The following is an 18,028-nucleotide window of genomic DNA, read 5'->3' as shown; positions in this document are numbered from 1 at the left end:
CCCACCTCCCTCAAGTTTCGCCTCCCAAAAGCGTACGTTAGCGTTTTACATCGCCACGTAATATGCTCTGACTGCTATGAATCGCGCGGAAAACACGTATTTGAAAAAAGTGTGTAAAAGTGTACCTTTTTTTGCGCGTGTACCGAAAATCTGTCCTCCGGATTGGCAAACCGGGCCCTTAAAATGCCCGGATTTTTAGGGTGAGAGAGCCTCCTCTATCATTCGATCCGTGAACCTGCCGGTAACGTTAACTCTTCTTTACTCCCGTATCCGCTCTCTTCCCAATCCCCACCGCCGCACAGTGGCCTGTCGAGAACGCGGCCTGTAAATTATAGCCACCGGTATCGCCATCGATGTCGAGTACCTCCCCGGCAAAGAAGAGGCCGGGCACGAGCTTCGACTCCATATTCTTTGGATTAACCTGATCGAGTGCAACGCCCCCGTGGGTTGCCATCGCGATCGCAAAGTCCCCGAGTCTCTCAACAGCAAGCGGGAACTCCGTGCAGTTTGCGATCAGGGCGTTCCTTTTTTCTGCTGAGAACTGGGAGCACTTCAGGTCTTCCGGGATCCCGGAGAGTTTCAGCAGTTTCCGGTTCAGCCGCTCCGGGATCGGGTACTTCGCAAGGATCGTGCTTACCTGCCAGCCGGTGTTATCAGCGGCACGCTTCGCAATATCAGCGGCAAATTCCTCGCGTCGCATAGCACCAACAAACGAGAGCCTGATCACGTCACCAGGCCGGATCGCACGCGATGCATCGAGGATGCCCGGGCCGGAGAGCCCGAGGTGAGTGAAGAGGACATCGCCGGTGTGGTCCGAGATCTTCCTCCCGTCACGCCAGACCGAGAACCGCATCCCTTCGAACGAGATGCCGGAGAGGCTCGCAAACGGGAAAGGGCGGACCAGCAGCGGGGCCAGCGCCGGTGTAATCTCTGTTACCGGCTGGCCAAGGGTGGCAGCGAGCCGGTAGCCGTCACCGGCAGACCCGGTCTTCGGGTATGACGCACCACCGGTAGTGATGACAAGGTTTGTAGCGCGGTACGTGCCTTTATCCGTTGTTATCGAAAATGTATCGACAGCTTTTGTGAGACCGGTTACCGGCTCCCCGCACCGGATCTCCACGCCATGTTCACCACATTCCTGCGTGAGGAGCCGGAGTACATCGGCCGATGACCGGGTCTTCGGAAAAATTTTGCCGTTCTCTTCGGTCACCATTGCAAGTCCATGATCTGTAAAGAACCGGACGAGAGCCGCGTTGGAAAAACCCATCAGTGCCGGCTTCAGGAACCGGCCATGGTTGCCGTAGCGGGTAAGAAATGCCGGGATCTCCCCTGCGTGGGTAATGTTGCACTGCCCGGACCCGGCAAGCTGGAGTTTTCTTCCCGGCTCCGTATTCTTCTCGAACAGGACAACACGACGGCCCGGGGCAGCAGCATGAATCGCGCAGAACAGTCCGGCCGGCCCGGCACCGATGATGGCCACGTCATATTCACCTATTGCGATCCCCTCACAGGTACATCGCGATGTAGTCTCTTACATATATCGCCCTTGCACGACATTTCCGGTCCAGCCGGAGTAACCAGCTGCACGGCCTGCACGGACGGGGTACTTCAGGCCGGGAACCACTATCAGATATCTCCCATGTATGGCTGCCCACCCGGGATTCCACTCACGGTACGGGACACGCAGTCCGGCAGGAATTCAATACCTTAATCCGTACCGGTGCAGACCCCGGAATACTCATGATCAGCCCGCGGGAAAAGTCCGTCATCCTCCTGGTCGCATCGCTCGCATCCTTCCTTGTTCCCTACACGGGCTCGTCCATCACAGTTGCCCTGCCCGCGATGGCTGCGCAGTTCCACGTCGACGCGGTAACCCTTGGCTGGATCACGTCTGCGTACATTATATCAGCAGCGCTCTTCATAGTCCCGTTCGGCAGGTTGGGGGATATCCGCGGCCGGAAGAAGATTTTCATCATTGGGGTCGCGATCTTCACCCTTGCCTCGCTTGCGTGCGCTCTTGCACCGACCGAAAGCCTGCTGATCGTGGCGCGGTTCTGCCAGGGTATTGGCGGCGCGATGCTCTTTGCCACCTCAGTTGCAATCGTCACGCAGGTCTACGGGCCGGGAGAGCGGGGCTGGGCGCTCGGGATCACGATAGCAACGGTCTATGCCGGGCTCTCCGTCGGCCCGTTCCTCGGCGGCTTCCTTACCGATCATTTCGGCTGGCCGGCAATCTTTCTTATCAACGTTCCGCTCGGGATTGCGACTATCCTGTTAACCCTGGTGTATATTCCCCACGAATGGGCGGGTGCCCGGGGAGAACCGTTTGATGTTTATGGTTCCGTGATCTACGGTTCCACACTTTTCTGCGGGATTTTAGGCATGCTGCTGCTGCCGGATCTTACCGGTTTCGCATGGATAGTAGCCGCTGTCATCGGGGCGGGACTCTATGTCTGGTGGCAGAAACGATGCAGTTATCCCATCCTTGACCTGGGAATCTTCAGCGCGAATCGCACGTTTACCTATTCGAATATCGCCGCTATGATCAACTACGGTGCAACCTATGGTGTCGGTTTCCTGCTCTCCCTCTACCTCCAGTACATCAAAGGATTTTCTGCCGAGACTGCCGGACTCATCCTTATCGCGCAGCCGCTCGTCCAGACGATCCTTTCGCCCGTGGCCGGGAAGATCTCGGACCGGGTGGAACCACAGGTCGTGGCAACCATAGGTATGGCGATCACTACCCTCGGGCTCTCATTTTTCATCTTCCTTGGCCCGGAAACACCCTTGTACCTGATCATTACCTCACTTATGATCCTCGGTCTTGGTTACGCGTTCTTCTCCTCGCCCAACACCAACGCGATCATGAGTTCGGTGGACAAGAAGTACCTCGGCATTGCCTCCGGCATGGTTGCGACGATGCGGTCGCTCGGCCAGGTGCTCTCCATGGCGATCGCGATGTTCTGTTTCTCGATCTTCATCGGTGCGGCAGCCATCACGCCGGCAGTATATCCGGCGCTGATCGAGAGCACGGTCGTTGCATTTCTGGTATTCACGCTGCTCTGCATTGCCGGTGTCGTGGCATCCTACGTGCGGGGTTCCATCCATGCCCCGTTCGCCGGATCCGGGTATCGGTGAGATCACACGCCCGGCATGGGTTGTGATTAACCGTGACGGATAACCGCGATGAGCCGGTACTATCAGAATCTTATTAAAAAACAGTATTCCATATTTTAATGTACGGAGTTATGCTTCCTTGAGCGCAGGGCTGTGGTATAATGGTGCCGGAGTTCTTCCCTCTCCTCCGGAGAAAAATCTTTTTTCTTGGTTTCGTGCAGGTGTTTTTCCATCTGCCTGACGATATGCTCGGCCTCGTGATGGTCCTCGACTTCGAGGTACGCCGGCGCTTTTGCAACCTCATAAGCATGCCCACATGACGGGCAGAGCTTCCACTTCTGGAACCGGTCCACGTACGTGAAAGTCTTGCAACCACCCGGGCACCGGATAATGAGGTACATTATATTTGGGTGTTGTGTGGAGGTCTCATAAAAACATATCGGCAATGAAACTCTCTGCTGCATTCTGTGCCTTATGACCGTTCTTCCCGCTTATAAAATCCCCCACAAGTCCCGGCGTTTATCTCACCCGCCGGATTCCTGCCAGCGGTTCCGTTTATGAACAATCCGAAATCCCTATATCGCACGCTCATCTCATAGAGATGTGCATATGAAACCGATCCAGGTAATGGGCGTACGGGGTCTTCCCCTGATCCAGGCTGGCGACAACATTGCCGCAATGATCTGCGAGAACACAACGGTTCATGAGGGGGACGTGCTCTGCGTAGCCTCGACAATCTACTCAAAATCGAAAGGCCATACCAAACCTTTGCTGGCGATTACACCCTCGGAGCGGGCGATACGGCTCGGGAACCTGAACGGTGAGGATCCCCGGTTCGTCCAGGCGGTACTCGATGCCTCTACCGACATCATTATGGAATACCCGTTCATCCTCTCCGAACTTGCATTCGGCCATATCGGCGTCAGGGCCGGCGTGGATCAGAGTAATATCGAGGATGGGATGGTGATCTTTCTCCCACCCGATCCCATGAAAGCAGCGGACGAGCTGCGGGAGGAGATCAGGACGATCACCGGTAAATGTGTGGGAACGATCATCACGGATACCTGCGGGCGGTCATTCCGCAGGGGCCAGACCGGCAATGCTATCGGCTGGAGCGGCATGGTTGCGATCCGGGATTTCCGGGGCGATACGGATCTCTTCGGTCACGTGCTCAAGATCACGGAAGAGGCGGTCGTTGACGAGATTGCCGGGTTTGCGAACTTCGTGATGGGCGAGAGCAACAACGGCGTTCCGGCAGTCATCTTCCGCAACTGCCCGGCCTGGACGGGCCACGATAACCTCTATTTCACGAACGATGAGGATATCACAAAACGTGTGCTGAAAAAAGAGTGGTCTTAAATCCGGACCACCTACTTTCGAAAAGGAGAGTTAACCGGGGAATGCAATCTTTGCAGCCATGACGATGATGCCGATGACAGCTGCAACGACCATCACGGTGATGGGGCTGATATGAACTGCCCGACGGTCCTCGCTCTCGTAATAATTGACGAGTCCTGCTGATGAGAGTAATCTTCCACCTTGCTTCTTTGCCATGCAAATATATTTCATTTTTCGATATATAAAAGAGAGATACGCGTCATGGGAAAAGAACCGCTGATCATATCGGGAAATGCATTGCTGGGTGAGGAGCTCGCGCTCTCACCCGTCGATATTATTATCGAGCGCGGGATGATCACGGCAATCGAAGACAATCCCCGTGCGCCCGCGGACTGGATCTGCCCGGCCTTCTTCAATGCCCACACGCATCTTGGCGATACGATCGCGATGGACTGTGGTGTCAGGGGAGACCTTGCTGCACTGGTCACTCCCCCCGATGGCCTGAAGCACCGCCTCCTTGCTTCTGCCTCCCGGGAGGATCTCATTGCTGGTATGCGGGGAAGCATCCGGGGAATGATGGCCGGTGGCACCGCAGGCTGCGCCGATTTTCGTGAAGGCGGTCGTGATGGTGTCATTGCGTTGCAGAACGCGAGCCGGGGGCTCCATTTCCATACCGTCATATTCGGCCGGGATGGGGGAGAACAGATTGCCGGCGGCCTTGGGATCAGTAGTACCCGCGATGTCCCGGATGTTGAGCGAACGGTGGCCGCGGCCCGGAAGGCCGGCAAAAAGATCGCCTTTCATGCCGGGGAGCGGGATGCGGAAGATGTCGATTCTGCGCTGTCATTTGAACCCGATTTTATCATCCATGCCACCCACGCCACAAAAAAACAGCTCAGGTCCTGCGCGGAGCAGATGATCCCCATAGTGGTCTGTCCACGGTCCAACTGGATCCTTGGTGTCACGTCCTCCTCCCGGCATCCTCCCCTCCGGCTGATGGAGGATCTCGGCTGCATGTTCTGGCTCGGCACCGACAATGTCATGTTCGTCCCGCCAGACCTGCCCGGCGAGATGGCGTTTGTTTCCACGGTATACAAACCCGACCCTGCCACTCTTCTCCGCTCCGCAGTGGCAGGGTCGGCCCTCTGCGGATCCCCGTTTTTCATACGGGAAGGTGCGCGGGCAAACCTGTTTTCTCTTGTACTACAAAAAACCGCACTTGATTTCAGCCGCGATCCTGTTGCATCCATCACAAAACGGGTTTCTTTTGCCTCCATTGGCACAAGTGTTTTTAATTCGGAAACCCAATAAAAGAGGCATGTTTGTTTTGGGTGATTCCGGTGAATTCTAATATCCTAGTCGCTCTCGATGGTTCGGAAGCAGGTCGGCGTGCCCTGGAATGGGCACTTGATATGGCCAAAGCGGGGAATGTGAAGCTCCACGCTGCCTATGTTGTAGAGACTGGCCTCTTCGCTTCCCTCCCTGCAGACAATACCGTTGAACTGATGTACTCTGTCCTCAGGAAAGAAGGAGAATCTGTTCTTGAGAAGGCAAAGACTGAGGCAGCCGCAAAAGGTGTCACCCTTACCACCCACCTGAAATTCGGTCATGCCGGCAGCGAAGTTATCACCCTTGCTGAAAAGATCAAAGCGGATCTGATTGTAGTCGGTTCCCATGGCAAGAGCCAGACTGACCGGTTGCTTATAGGGAGCGTCAGCACATTTGTGGTCACCCACAGCAAGGTTTCCACTATGGTGGTGAGATCATAACAGAAATGACTGTCAGAGACTACATGACAACCGACGTGGTCCACGTCGAGATCCCGGGCAACCGTGATGATGTCTTAAAGATCCTCAAGCGTACAGGAATTTCCGGCGTGCCGGTTATCAAGAACAAGAAGATCGTCGGGATCATCACCCGGAAGGATCTCCTGCGGAAACCCGAGGAGACCCAGCTGGGGCTCCTGATGACCCCAAAACCGATCGTCATTGAGCCTGATATGGATATACGTGAAGCAGCAGGCATGCTGATCACCCGCCGGATCCGCCGACTCCCGGTTGTCGAGGACGGTCACCTGATCGGGCTTCTCTCGGTTGCAGATGTTATCGCTGCTCTCGCCCAGCTCAAAAACAAGGATGAGATCAAGGACAAATACACGAGCAGGACGTTTGCCCTCTGGGAGGAGACGCCCCTGCCGGTTGTTGGCCGTGTCATGGAAATCTCCGGTGTCGATGCGATCCCGATCCTTGACGCTGAGAACAAGCTCCAGGGCATCATCTCCGAGCGTGACCTCATCCGGAACTCAAGCATCGAGGACAGCGTCGGGGTCTCCGATTTCTCCAACGGGACCGACGACGACGAATGGACCTGGGAGAGTATCCGGGACAACCACACGATCAGCTTCGGCATCTCCAAGGTCCAGCTCCCGAACCGGCCGGTAAAACTTGCCATGGTAAAGAATGTGGTTGCCGTGCCACAGAATGCAGAAGTGAGCGAGTGCGCCCTGAAAATGCGGCGGTCCCGCGTGGATCAGCTGCCGGTCGTGAATGGTGACAAGAAACTGGTTGCCATGCTCTATGATCGCGACCTGATCCGTGCGCTGTGCAGCGAAGGGTCAGAATAAAAACCTTTAAGTTTCCTCATATCATCTAATACTTTATAGCGCTTTTAAGACATTTTAGGCGTTAATTTGTTTTTGGGGTATCAATATGCCTGAACAGTTACAGGAGTCCATGAAGGGAACAACGACCCTCGGCATTGTGTATGCCGGCGGCGTGATTCTCGCAACCGAGAAACGCGCGACCATGGGCTACATGATCGCCAGCAAGAAAGCCAAGAAAGTGTACCAGGTCGCAGACCGGATCGGTATGACTACTGCCGGAGGAGTCGGAGATGCCCAGCAACTCGCCCGTATCCTTACTGTGGAATGCAATCTTTACCAGATCCGCAGGTCACGCTCCATTACTGTCGGGGCCACTGCTACACTGCTCTCGAACTACTTAAACCAGAACCGGTACTTCCCATACTATGTCCAGCTGCTGGTTGGCGGCGTAGATGAGACCGGCCCGAGCGTTTATTCCGTTGATGCGATGGGCGGTGCGACCAAGGAAGAGGAGATCGTTGCAACCGGATCCGGCTCGCCGATGGCTTACGGTGTACTGGAAGACCGGTTCCGGCCGAACATGACAGAATCGGAAGCAATCGAGATCGCTGTCCGTGGCCTGAAATCGGCGATGAAACGCGATGCAGGTTCCGGTGAAGGGATCCACGTTGTGGTGATTACGAAGGACAAATATGAGGAGCTCAGCGAAGATGCCATTAAACCGTATCTTGCCAAGACTTCGCTATAACTTTTTTTAGGACGACTTTTTTATGCAGATTGAAGAACGGCTCAGGGAGCTCAAAGACAAGATTAACGAGAAAGTGCCCCGCGGCATCTCGGTAACGCAGGTTGAATTCGAAGGCCCAGAACTGGTCATCTATACTGATGATCCGAAACGGTTTGCCGATGAGGCGGACCTGATCAAGATCCTTGCCCGGGACCTGCGCAAGCGCATTGTTGTGCGGCCCACGATCCTCGAAGATCCGGAGAAGGCTTACAACGACATCAAGGCGGTAGTGCCGGACACTGCCGGTATTACGGACATCTTCTTTGATGCTGATACCGGCGAAGTGCTGATCGAGGCCGAGAAGCCTGGCGTGGTGATCGGTAAGAACGGTGCCACCCTCCGCGAGATCACCAAGGCGATCGGGTGGACCCCGAAAGTGGTCCGCACCCCTCCCATCGAGAGCACGACGGTCAAGCAGGTCCGGCAATACCTCCGATCCGTCAACGAGGAACGCAAACAATTCCTCCGCACGATCGGCCGGCGCATCCACCGTGACCTTCCCGGCAAGGATGAAGCCAGCAAGGATGCGACCCGGAAAGACCACTGGATCCGGGTCACGATGCTCGGTTGCTGCCGGGAAGTCGGCCGGGCCGCGTTCCTGCTCTCCACGCCGAACAGCAAGGTGCTGATCGATTGCGGTGAGAAACCGGACAACCAGAACGGAACTCCCTACCTGTATGTCCCCGAGATCCACCCGCTTGCCCAGCTCGATGCCGTTGTCCTCACGCACGCCCATCTTGACCACTGTGCGCTCATCCCCCTTCTCTATAAATACGGGTACGAAGGCCCGGTTTATTCCACACCCCCGACACGGGACCTCTCCGCTATGCTCCAGCTCGATTACCTCGACGTGATCCACAAGGAAGACCGCAAGGTCCCGTACTCCTCAAACGAGGTCAAGACCTATATCCGTCACTCGATCACGCTCAACTACGGCAGCGTCACCGATATTGCACCGGATATCAAGCTCACCTTCCATAACGCCGGTCACATTCTTGGCTCGGCGATCGCCCACTTCCACATCGGGGACGGCATGTACAATATCGCATTTACCGGCGATTTCAACTACTGCAAGAGCCGTCTTTTCAACCCGGCGATCAACCAGTTCCCGCGTCTCGAGGCACTCTTCATGGAGAGCACGTACGGCGGGAGCAACGATTTCCAGCAGCCGCGCTCCGATGCCGAGGCAAGGCTTTACGAGACGATCAACACGGTCCTCCAGCGTGGCGGAAAGGTGATCATCCCCGCGTTCTCGGTCGGTCGTTCGCAGGAAGTGATGCTGGCCTTAGAAGAAGGCATGCGCCTCGACAAGATCCCGAAAGTGAAGATATATCTCGATGGTATGATCCGGGAAGCGACTGCCATCCACACTACGTATCCGGAGTACCTGAACACCGAACTCCGGAACCTGATCTTCCGGGAAGGTATGAACCCCTTCCTTGCCGAGTGCTTCCAGCAGGTGGACAGCCAGGAGCTGCGCGAGAAAGTGATCGCGGGCGACCCCTGTGTCATCATATCCACGAGCGGTATGCTCAATGGAGGCCCGGTTATGGAATATCTCCTGAATCTTGCGGACGATCCAAAGAACGCGCTCGTCTTTGTCGGGTACCAGGCCGACGGCACCTACGGCCGTCGTATCCAGAAAGGCTGGCGGGAAGTGCCGATGGGCCGGAAGGGAACGATCACGATCAATCTTGAGATTGTTACGGTCGACGGTTTCTCGGGCCACTCCGACCGGAGGCAGCTGATGAACTATGTCGGCCAGATCCAGCCCCGGCCCGAGAAGATATTCTGCATCCACGGCGACGAGAACAACACGATCGATCTCGCGAGTTCCATCTATAAGCGGTATCATATCGAGACCCATTCTCCCATGAACCTCGAGACCTACCGCATGGTCTGATGCGATTCCCATGCGATCGCAGTTCACCCTTTTTTTTGGTATATTCTCGGTAATGGCACTCTCAAATGCTATTGTTCCCGTACTTCCGGCATTTTCCGGACAATCCAGCCTCGAAGGCGCGATCTACGCCGCATACTTCCTCGGTGCGTTCATCAGCACACTGCCCGCCGGGATCCTATCGGACCGGTACGGCCGGATCCCCTTAATGCGCCTCGGCCTCGCGATCACGGTGGCAAGCGGTCTCTTTCTCTCGGTGACGCTCTCCCCCGTGCCAGTGCTTGCGCTTCGGCTCCTGGAAGGTGTGGGGGCAGGAATTTTTGTTGCATCCGCGATGTCGTATGTCAATTCCACGGAGGAGCACGGGAAGATGAGCGGGTATTTCATGGCACTCCTGAATGCCGGGCTGGTCCTCGGCCTTGTCTGTTCCGGCTGGCTTGCGGAGATCCTGCATAGCCCTTCTGCCGGGATCCTGCTCTTTGCCGTGTTGTCCCTTATCCCGGCCGTGACGGTGTTCCTGGTGCAGGAATCCCCGCTGAAGGTGAAGGCCTGCGATACCGCGGGCCTCTTCACGCTGGTCCGTGAACAGCGATGGCTCTGGTACTCATCGATCGTCCTGATCGGTATAACCGGCGTTGTCTCATCGCTCTATCCAAAGTTTTCCGGTGCATCTTCAGACATTCTCGGCTACTGGATAGCCGGCATGAGCGTGGCGACAATCGTTGCGGTACTTGCAGCCTCCCGCATCACCCTTCCGGAGGCTGCCGCGATCCGCTGGTCCGCACTCCTGATGGCGGCAGGTGTCATGGCCACCTTTTACACGCCGGCAGGTTTTCTTATCCTTGGTGCCCTGGCCGGTGTCGTCATGATCGCCCAGATGGCAGTACTTGCCGATCTCAAAGATCACCTAGGTATCGCAATGGGATTGTTTTCTACTGCCGGCTATCTCGGGATGGCTCTCCTCCCTTTCCTCGCAGGTCTTGTGGCAGACAGTGCTGGTTTCTTTCTTGCATTCATCGCTACGGCGCTCTGCGCGATAACTGTCGCAGGAACGATCGGCCGCTGATGCTGTTTGTGGTCCCGGATCCAACTTATCGCGAAACGCGACCGGATATCAATACATTCATCTGCGATTAAAGGAAATTTCGTCATGAGAATATGCAGTCCAAACTTCTCATTCTGGTTCTTGTTATTGCGTTCCTGCTCATCCCCGCAGTTCTTGCCGAGGATACGTCTGAGTGGAATACGTACGGGCAGGCCGCCCTCACTACCGGGAACTATGCCAATGCGATTACGTATTTCGATAATGCCCTTGCACAGGATATGAATTATGTGCCTGCACTGACCGGCAAGGCCATTGCGCTCAATGCCCTGGGGCAGTACGATTCCGCGCTTATTACCGTTAACCAGTCACTTGTGTTCAGATCCGCCGAGCCGAAAGCCCTGAATGCCAAGGCGTATGCCCTCTTCGAGCTGGGGCGTTACAATGAATCCATTGATGCATACAATACCCTGTTCACCGTGCAATTGAACAATGCTAACGCGTATTGCAACCAGGGAACTGCCTACCTGATGATGAATGAAGCCGATGAGGCCGTCGGACCATATTCCAAATGTACTTCACTTGATCCCCTGAATTTCATGGCCTGGGATAACCTGGGCCTTGCATATACGGGACTTGGAAAATATCCTGAAGCTCTCTCTGCATTTGACCAGGCAACCGGTGTCACTGCAAAGAATGCGACATTATGGAATGACAAAGGAAAAGTACTCGTCCTGATGGGGAGATCATCTGATGCCCTGCAGTGTTTTGACAAGGCGCTGGGAATCGATCCTGCTTTTGCTGATGCCCAGACTAACCACGATAAGCTCTACGGCGCGATTCAGGTTGTCAATATCACCGGCACGGTCACTCCCACAGCAACGATCAGCCGGATCGGGACGTTCTATACCACGGTAATCCCCACGGAACCTGAGGTGTCCCCGGGTAGTACGACTTCAGCCTCTGCTGCTGAATCAATTCCTGAAGCACCGGTGACTACCGTGACAGTTACAAAGAAAACCACGTATTCTCCGCTCTCGCCGTTCGCTGTGATCAGTGCAGCGATTGTGGCTGGTGCCATTGCACTACTCGTGAAACGACGGGTGAACTAACCTGCATACTCATTTTCAAAACAAGGCATTTTTTAAGAGTACTTTTGCATAATCCCCTGGTACACATCAACTGCTTTTTCCAGAGCATCGATCCTGACGCGCTCGTTTACCGCATGCAGGGTGGCAATCTCCCCGGGGCCGTATTCGATCACCCGGAATCCCTCTCTGCGCAGGTGCCGGGCATCGCTTGCAGCCCACTGGACGATCGGAAAGACCGGTCCCCCATAGACCCGTTCTACTTCCCTGCATGCGATCGTGGCGAGAGGGCTTGCAGGATCCGTGCCTGACGGGTCATGGGTTTCCTGGACGGTAACCGTTGCGTTGGGAGTATGGGCCCGGATATCGGCCAGAAGATCCGGAATGGAGCAGCCGAAGGGAACCCGCATCTCGATATCCAGTTCGCATCGCTGGGCGACCACGTTCGATTTCTCACCGCCCCGGATCACGCCAGGGTTGTAGGTCAGTCTCGTGAGAACATCGCGGATGCCGCCAATATGGAATTCCTGTGCCAGTACGCCGGATGATTGTGCAAGGATGTTTTTCATGCCGGGATCTACCGGAAATTCCCGGTGGTGGAGGGTCTTCATGTATTCAAGAAACGCCACCGTTTCCATAATGGCACTCACGCCCACTACCGGGTAGAGGGATCCATGGGCCGGGGTACCTCTGAACTCCAAGGTGATCCGGCAGAGCCCTTTCTGTCCGATACAGGGATGATGGGTGGGAGAAGGCTCGGCAATCAGACAGTCGCAGGGGGTGATTTTTCTGTGGGTGAGAAGGTACCGGATCCCGTTCTCGCCTCCTGTCTCCTCATCGCAGACAAACGCGAGGCTGGCCGGTATTTCCCTTCCGGCATCTGCAAGGGTCCTGCAGACAGCAAGGATCGCTGCGCAGCCGCCCTTCATATCTGTCGAACCCCGGCCCCAGACAAACGTATCGTCAAGTGCCCCGGAAAACGGGGGATGTGTCCAGCCTTCGGGAAGTGCCGGCACCACATCCACATGTCCGCAGAAGAGAAGGCGTGCACCCTCCTTGTGTGTGACCAGGTTCGCGAGGCCATTTCCGTTCCCGCACACTTCCGAGGGCACACCGATTCCTGAAAGGAAGTTACGGATGTATTCAACGGCATCCTCCGTTGTCCCGGGCGGGTTTTCGCTCCGTATGGCCACAAGGTCTGAGCAGATCCGACTGACGTGCATGGGGAACTCCGGTCGAGAGATCAGGTCATCGAACAGTACGCAGTAAAGAGGCGCCCGAGCGAGGCATCGTCGTACAGGCTTTTCAAGAACTCGGTATCGAAGAACTCATCAATGATCGCATAGAAAAAATTGGCCGGTATGGGCTGTTTGCTATCGGGATCCAGAACGATCCGGAAACTCCGGTAGCTGGCCGGGTCCCCTGTTTCGTAGATCATTTGCCAGAGCGACGGCAGTGCGGAGAATTTCTCCGGGTTGTTTTCGCGCAGCCAGTTGATAAATCCCGCAAATTTCACCCTGTCACCTTTCTTCTCCTCGTCAATCCGCCAACGCAGGTACTCGACGCCCATGATATTTTTTGGGGATGCGAAATTATAGGCATAAATTCCCACGGTATAGTCTATATGGGCAAGGGAGTCGATGAAGTAAAAATAAAGAACTTTGTTGAATCCTGCCGTGTCCTGGAGCATCAGGGATTTCTCATAGAGATAATCGAGGACCGTGAGGTATTCATTATCTTCAGGCATATGGAGAGGTTCGTGCAGGCATGGTAAATATATTGCCGTTCCGGATCAGCAGGATGCAGGAAACGCAGGGGATGGCGGCAGAAATACTTAGTGATAAAATGGCTCGCGGGCGGCTACGGCCTTCCGGAACAGGTTTTCGAGTTCTTCCCCGTGTTTGCCCCGTATGTCGATATGGTTGTCCGTCCTCATGAGACATGGCTTGAGTTTGCCGTCAGAGGTGACGCGGAGGCGGTTGCAGAATGCGCAGAACTCGGTGTTGTGAACAGGGCGGACTACTTCGACCTCGGCCCCGTCGAGACAGTACTTTTTCCGGTGGTGCATCCGCCGCGTCACGATCTGTTTTGATCGCAGCGCAAGTCCCTTCTCAATCCCGTTGAGATCGCCGTGATGCTCGCAGTTGTTAAAATTCATCAGTTCGATCAGCTGGAGGACGAGGTCCCGTTTTCCCCGGACATAGGCAAGGAAATCATCGACCTCGTGCTCATTGATGCCTTCGAGCACGACCATGTTGAGTTTGACCGGAGTCAGCCCGGCATCCCGTGCGGCCGATATTCCTTTGAGGACCTCGGGCAGTTTATCAACGCCGGTGATCTTCTTGTATGTATTGCGGTTCAGGCTGTCGAGGCTTACATTCACTCTCTTCAGTCCCGCGGCCTTGAGATCGCGGGCGAGACCCGCAAGGAGCGTCCCGTTCGTGGTCAGCGACGACTCCATCCCTTGTGGCACCGATCGTACAATCTCAAGGAGGTCCGGGCGGAGGAGTGGTTCGCCACCGGTAAACTTCACACTTTTAATGCCGAACTTTGCTGACACGGCAAGGATCTCAGCAATGTCGGAAGCCGGCAACTGGTCCTCTGATCCTTTCTCTCCTTCCCGGTGGCAGTAGATACAGGCAAGATTGCACTGCTTGGCGAGGCTGATCCTGATATTGCTGACCGGGCGGTTGAAGGCGTCCTTGAGAACCATATGCGAACCTGCTTATCCGACGAAGTTCTTGGCAACGATATAGAGTTCCGTGCTTCCCTTGCGGGTCGATTTGGTCATCATGGTCTTAACGGAATAGAAGTGCTTCTTGGTCATCGCATAGAGCTGGGGAAAATCCGTTCCCTGGAAGGACTTGACGGCAAAATTGCCGCCCTGCTTGAGAACTTTGCAGGCGAACATCAGGGCCTGCTCGTTCAGTTCGATGATCCGGGCCTGGTCATAGGTTTTGTGCCCGGAGAGCTTGGGTGCTGCATCGCAGACCACGACACTGACAACATCGAGACGGGATTTTACTTCGGCCAGGATCTCCGGGTCATTGATATCCCCAACGATCGTCTCCACTCCATCGAGGTTCGCTATGGGATTGAGATCAATGCCCACAACACGGGCATCCGTCAGCGTCCGCTCCACCTGGAGCCAGCTGCCCGGGGCCGCCCCGAGGTCGACCACGTTATCATCCGGCCGGATGATGGCGAATTTGTTTTGGATCTCGAGCAGCTTGTAGGCTGCCCGCGAGCGGTACCCTTCATGCTTGGCCCGCATGTACGTCTTATCATATCCCCATTGTGAACCCATTGTATGAAAAATCTCCCAGATTGTCGCGTTAAACCCAAAACGCTATAATTAAAGTATGACGATATACTGTATAAGACAGTTTGTTAAGGGGTAAGCGATGTTAAAAGCTACGATTGATGCAGACACGTTCCGGGAAGCGATTGAAGCGATCTCGGCTCTCATCCCTGAGTGCCGCCTGCATACGGACGAGTCCGGGATCTCGACGCGTGCCGTTGATACGGCGAACGTGGCGATGATTGCCCTCACGCTCAAGAAAGAGGCATTCGACACATACAAGGCGACTACGAGCCAGATGGGCATCGATCTCATGAAGATGAAGAACATCTTCGGCATGGCAAACAAAGGAGATCTGATCAATATAGAGATGGCTGACAATGCCCAGAAAATGTCCGTATCCGTCCATGGCTACCATTACTCGATCACGCTCCTCGACACCAACACTATCCGAAAGGACCCGAATCCGCCGACCATCAACCTGCCGGGCAAGATCGTGATCAAGGGTGAGGATCTCAACAATGCGATGAAGGCGGCAGCCGTGATCTCGGACAAAATCGCTCTTGGGATCAACCCAAAGGACCAGACCTTCTACCTCGTGGCGGAAGGCGACACCGATCACATCCGGCGTGAGTTCTCGAAAGACGAGCTGGTATCGCTCACCCCTGTTGAGGCCCGCTCGCTTTTCTCGCTCGACTACCTCAAGGACATGGGCAAGGTCATGAGCAAGGCTGCGGAAGTTGAGATCTTCCTCGGTATCGACCACCCGGTCCGGTTCTCGTTTGATATTGCAGGTGGGAACGGGCATGTCGAGTACCTCCTCGCACCCCGGATTGAGGCTGACTGATGGAGTATTCCCCATCAGCAAAGGAACTCTCTCATTTTCCCTTTTTAAAAAAAGCCCAAGACCATGTCAGGGGCCGTTTTTTATCCCTCGATTCCTTGTTGAAGGACCAGAAAGGGGAAGTATTGATCGAACGCGCCCTTGTCCGGATCCAGGACGCGATTACACCGAAAAAAAAATTCTCTCCTGAAGTGACAGGTTCTGCGGAGGACGAGATCGCGGGCTATGCCCTTGCGCGAGTGGTGGTCTCGTGCGTGAACGACCGGCAGCTGATCGACCGGCTCACCCGGTACGAATCCGAACGTGCGTATTTTTTTCTTGTGAACGAAGAGGAGTGGAACCAGAATTACCGGCAGGAAGTGGGCGAATACTCCCGGCTCTGCGTGGCCCTCGCCGAAGAGCTTGGCATTCGGATCACGCTGGACCGGATGCAGTTTGCCGATTATGTGGAGCTCGTAGCCCCGCTCCATGATGACCGGTTCCACTTGATCAACCGCCGGGTGGAGAATGGTTTTGTGGCGATTAAAAAAGAAGAGCGATATGAACTGGTCCGGGAACGGATCCGGCTCATGCTGCGCCGCGAGCTGCCGCACAAGGTCCCTCCCTCGCTCTGCGAACAGCTGGCGCCCCGTGTTATCCTTCTGAAAAAGGTGTACCAGGAGCAGATGCTCCAGCAGTTCGGGGCGGTTGAGGAGAGTGCGTTCCCACCGTGTATGCAGGCCCTGATTACGGCTCTCACGGCAGGAACGAACCTGACGCATGCCGGCAGGTTCTCGCTTACCACGTTTCTCCATACGATTGGTATGGATGTGAACGGTATCGCGGAACTGTATGCCCGGTCACCGGATTTCGATCCCGAGCGCACCATGTACCAGGTCGAGCATATCACCGGTCGGGGCGGATCGGGCACTGAGTATACTACACCGGCCTGTGCGGCAATGCGCACAACCGGCCTCTGTGTGCATAGGGATTCCCTCTGCGAAAAAGTGAGTCATCCCCTGAGTTATTACAAGGCAAAAAAACGCGACCAGGCCGGAAAATTTTCAAAGCAGGGATCCGGGACGGGAAAAGGAACCCAAAAACCCGGTGAGGAAAAATCGCCAGTTCCGCCTACGTAATCTTCTCGTTGACGAGATATCCCGCACCGGAAAGGAAGACGATAAATACCCCGATTGCGGTGAGATACGCATAACTTGCCACGCTCTGGAGGGTCTGGGCAAAGATCTGTGCAAAGACCCCGGGCAGCACGGCAAGTAGTACTACGAGTAGAATGAATCCGCTCACCCCGATGATCACATCAAGAAGTCGTGCATCCATCCATCTCATGTATGCCCCCGGGAAATATAGGTTTATCCGGGCGCAGCATTCATGTCCTGTTTTTTTAAGGAACCGGTGTACCGTTTCCGTATGCGCAGCGCCAACGGACAGCTTAATATCGCACCCTTCTCCACTGGTACGGTAATGGATCCGGTTCAGGAACGAAAGGAGGTGTTGGCATTGCTTACCCGGGTAGTTAGCACGCTCGGGCAGTCCATGAGTGAGAGGCTCATTCCTTCCGGCGGGGCACAGATAGGGTATGCGATCCGTGGCGCACGGGACAAAGGGGGGGTGGCTGCGGTTGACGGAAGGATCGTCGTACTGGATGGAAAACCCTGCATTGGCCCCTGTACCTTCGGCTGTGACGAGGAGATCGCGCGTGCCCTTGTTACGGTTATGCACTTCGATCCCTATAGGAGAAGCGCGGCACTGATCAGGTTCTCAGACCGGGTCCTGCAGATGCTGGATGATGACCTGTTCCTGGAGTGCGCGTCATATGATCCCAAAAAAGCCCCTGGTGGCATCAGCACCATGGACTGGGGCATTGCATCCTGCTGCCGCGGGGAAGTCCCCGACGTGATCTTTCCCTTCGGGGCAGATGACGGGGAGGGGATGATCCTCATTCTGGGCGAATATCCGAACGACGTTGCAAACAATATTATTATCTGCTCAAACCGCATTTAAGGTATAGA

At 55.4% G+C, this 18,028-nt stretch carries 20 protein-coding genes; 12 read left to right on the top strand and 8 right to left on the bottom strand.

The window, feature by feature from the left end; all coding sequences use genetic code 11:
• Positions 1–247: 247 nt before the first annotated feature.
• Complete coding sequence (locus ABSE13_RS08600; RefSeq protein ID WP_424028106.1) at positions 248–1,480, bottom strand: BaiN/RdsA family NAD(P)/FAD-dependent oxidoreductase; 1,233 nt, start codon at positions 1,478–1,480, stop codon at positions 248–250.
• A 260-nt stretch (positions 1,481–1,740) separates the two neighbouring features.
• On the opposite strand from ABSE13_RS08600, the gene ABSE13_RS08595 reads away from it, so the two are divergent.
• On the top strand, positions 1,741–3,138 hold the full coding sequence (locus tag ABSE13_RS08595; protein ID WP_424028105.1) for an MFS transporter: 1,398 nt from the start codon (positions 1,741–1,743) through the stop codon (positions 3,136–3,138).
• Between the two features lie 95 nt (positions 3,139–3,233).
• On the opposite strand, the gene ABSE13_RS08590 is transcribed toward ABSE13_RS08595, so the two are convergent.
• The gene (locus ABSE13_RS08590; protein ID WP_424028104.1) at positions 3,234–3,518 is read right to left on the bottom strand and encodes a DUF1922 domain-containing protein; all 285 of its coding nucleotides are present in this window, start codon (positions 3,516–3,518) and stop codon (positions 3,234–3,236) included.
• A gap of 208 nt (positions 3,519–3,726) precedes the next feature.
• Here ABSE13_RS08590 and ABSE13_RS08585 point away from each other — a divergent pair, with 208 nt between their 5' ends.
• The gene (locus tag ABSE13_RS08585; RefSeq protein WP_424028103.1) at positions 3,727–4,476 is read left to right on the top strand and encodes a coenzyme F420-0:L-glutamate ligase; all 750 of its coding nucleotides are present in this window, start codon (positions 3,727–3,729) and stop codon (positions 4,474–4,476) included.
• Between the two features lie 30 nt (positions 4,477–4,506).
• On the opposite strand, the gene ABSE13_RS08580 is transcribed toward ABSE13_RS08585, so the two are convergent.
• On the bottom strand, positions 4,507–4,671 hold the full coding sequence (locus ABSE13_RS08580; protein ID WP_424028102.1) for a preprotein translocase subunit Sec61beta: 165 nt from the start codon (positions 4,669–4,671) through the stop codon (positions 4,507–4,509).
• A 45-nt stretch (positions 4,672–4,716) separates the two neighbouring features.
• On the opposite strand from ABSE13_RS08580, the gene ABSE13_RS08575 reads away from it, so the two are divergent.
• The 7 genes from ABSE13_RS08575 (at position 4,717) to ABSE13_RS08545 (ending at position 11,898) form a co-directional block, all read left to right on the top strand.
• On the top strand, positions 4,717–5,766 hold the full coding sequence (locus tag ABSE13_RS08575; protein WP_424028101.1) for an amidohydrolase family protein: 1,050 nt from the start codon (positions 4,717–4,719) through the stop codon (positions 5,764–5,766).
• 29 nt (positions 5,767–5,795) lie between these two features.
• A complete protein-coding gene (locus tag ABSE13_RS08570; protein WP_424028100.1) occupies positions 5,796–6,224 on the top strand; it encodes a universal stress protein in 429 nt (142 codons plus the stop codon).
• Positions 6,225–6,229: 5 nt separating this feature from the next.
• The gene (locus tag ABSE13_RS08565; protein WP_424028099.1) at positions 6,230–7,078 is read left to right on the top strand and encodes a CBS domain-containing protein; all 849 of its coding nucleotides are present in this window, start codon (positions 6,230–6,232) and stop codon (positions 7,076–7,078) included.
• A gap of 85 nt (positions 7,079–7,163) precedes the next feature.
• Entirely contained in the window at positions 7,164–7,805 is a 642-nt protein-coding gene (gene psmB, locus ABSE13_RS08560) for an archaeal proteasome endopeptidase complex subunit beta (protein ID WP_424028098.1), read from the top strand.
• 22 nt (positions 7,806–7,827) lie between these two features.
• Positions 7,828–9,747 (top strand): beta-CASP ribonuclease aCPSF1, encoded by a 1,920-nt coding sequence (locus ABSE13_RS08555; protein WP_424028097.1) that lies wholly within the window; start codon positions 7,828–7,830, stop codon positions 9,745–9,747.
• Positions 9,748–9,757: 10 nt separating this feature from the next.
• Positions 9,758–10,810: an MFS transporter gene (locus ABSE13_RS08550; protein WP_424028096.1), complete on the top strand. Its 1,053-nt coding sequence runs from the start codon at positions 9,758–9,760 to the stop codon at positions 10,808–10,810.
• A gap of 92 nt (positions 10,811–10,902) precedes the next feature.
• Positions 10,903–11,898 carry a tetratricopeptide repeat protein gene (locus ABSE13_RS08545; protein ID WP_424028095.1) on the top strand — a complete coding sequence of 332 codons (996 nt, stop codon included), beginning with the start codon at positions 10,903–10,905 and terminating at the stop codon, positions 11,896–11,898.
• 32 nt (positions 11,899–11,930) lie between these two features.
• On the opposite strand, the gene ABSE13_RS08540 is transcribed toward ABSE13_RS08545, so the two are convergent.
• The 4 genes from ABSE13_RS08540 to ABSE13_RS08525 form a co-directional block, all read right to left on the bottom strand.
• Complete coding sequence (locus ABSE13_RS08540; protein WP_424028094.1) at positions 11,931–13,097, bottom strand: M20/M25/M40 family metallo-hydrolase; 1,167 nt, start codon at positions 13,095–13,097, stop codon at positions 11,931–11,933.
• A gap of 20 nt (positions 13,098–13,117) precedes the next feature.
• Positions 13,118–13,621 (bottom strand): hypothetical protein, encoded by a 504-nt coding sequence (locus ABSE13_RS08535; RefSeq protein ID WP_424028093.1) that lies wholly within the window; start codon positions 13,619–13,621, stop codon positions 13,118–13,120.
• A gap of 87 nt (positions 13,622–13,708) precedes the next feature.
• Positions 13,709–14,587: a GTP 3',8-cyclase MoaA gene (gene moaA / locus ABSE13_RS08530; protein WP_424028092.1), complete on the bottom strand. Its 879-nt coding sequence runs from the start codon at positions 14,585–14,587 to the stop codon at positions 13,709–13,711.
• A gap of 12 nt (positions 14,588–14,599) precedes the next feature.
• Positions 14,600–15,181 (bottom strand): RlmE family RNA methyltransferase, encoded by a 582-nt coding sequence (locus tag ABSE13_RS08525; RefSeq protein ID WP_424028091.1) that lies wholly within the window; start codon positions 15,179–15,181, stop codon positions 14,600–14,602.
• A gap of 97 nt (positions 15,182–15,278) precedes the next feature.
• On the opposite strand from ABSE13_RS08525, the gene ABSE13_RS08520 reads away from it, so the two are divergent.
• On the top strand, positions 15,279–16,022 hold the full coding sequence (locus ABSE13_RS08520; RefSeq protein ID WP_424028090.1) for a DNA polymerase sliding clamp: 744 nt from the start codon (positions 15,279–15,281) through the stop codon (positions 16,020–16,022).
• Positions 16,022–17,137, top strand: a complete 1,116-nt coding sequence (gene priL, locus ABSE13_RS08515; protein ID WP_424028089.1) for a DNA primase regulatory subunit PriL — start codon at positions 16,022–16,024, stop codon at positions 17,135–17,137. The genes ABSE13_RS08520 and priL overlap by 1 nt, the downstream gene beginning before the upstream one ends.
• On the opposite strand, the gene ABSE13_RS08510 is transcribed toward priL, so the two are convergent.
• On the bottom strand, positions 17,130–17,336 hold the full coding sequence (locus tag ABSE13_RS08510) for a hypothetical protein (protein ID WP_424028088.1): 207 nt from the start codon (positions 17,334–17,336) through the stop codon (positions 17,130–17,132). The genes priL and ABSE13_RS08510 overlap by 8 nt on opposite strands.
• A 144-nt stretch (positions 17,337–17,480) precedes the next feature.
• Between ABSE13_RS08510 and ABSE13_RS08505 the strand changes: the two genes are divergently transcribed.
• Complete coding sequence (locus tag ABSE13_RS08505; RefSeq protein WP_424028087.1) at positions 17,481–18,020, top strand: thiamine-phosphate synthase family protein; 540 nt, start codon at positions 17,481–17,483, stop codon at positions 18,018–18,020.
• Positions 18,021–18,028: the final 8 nt, after the last annotated feature.

It is taken from the genome of Methanoregula sp. (genome assembly GCF_049518935.1).
In the GTDB taxonomy this organism is placed as follows: Archaea; Halobacteriota; Methanomicrobia; order Methanomicrobiales; family Methanospirillaceae; genus Methanoregula.
This window is presented reverse-complemented; position numbering and strand designations above follow the sequence as displayed.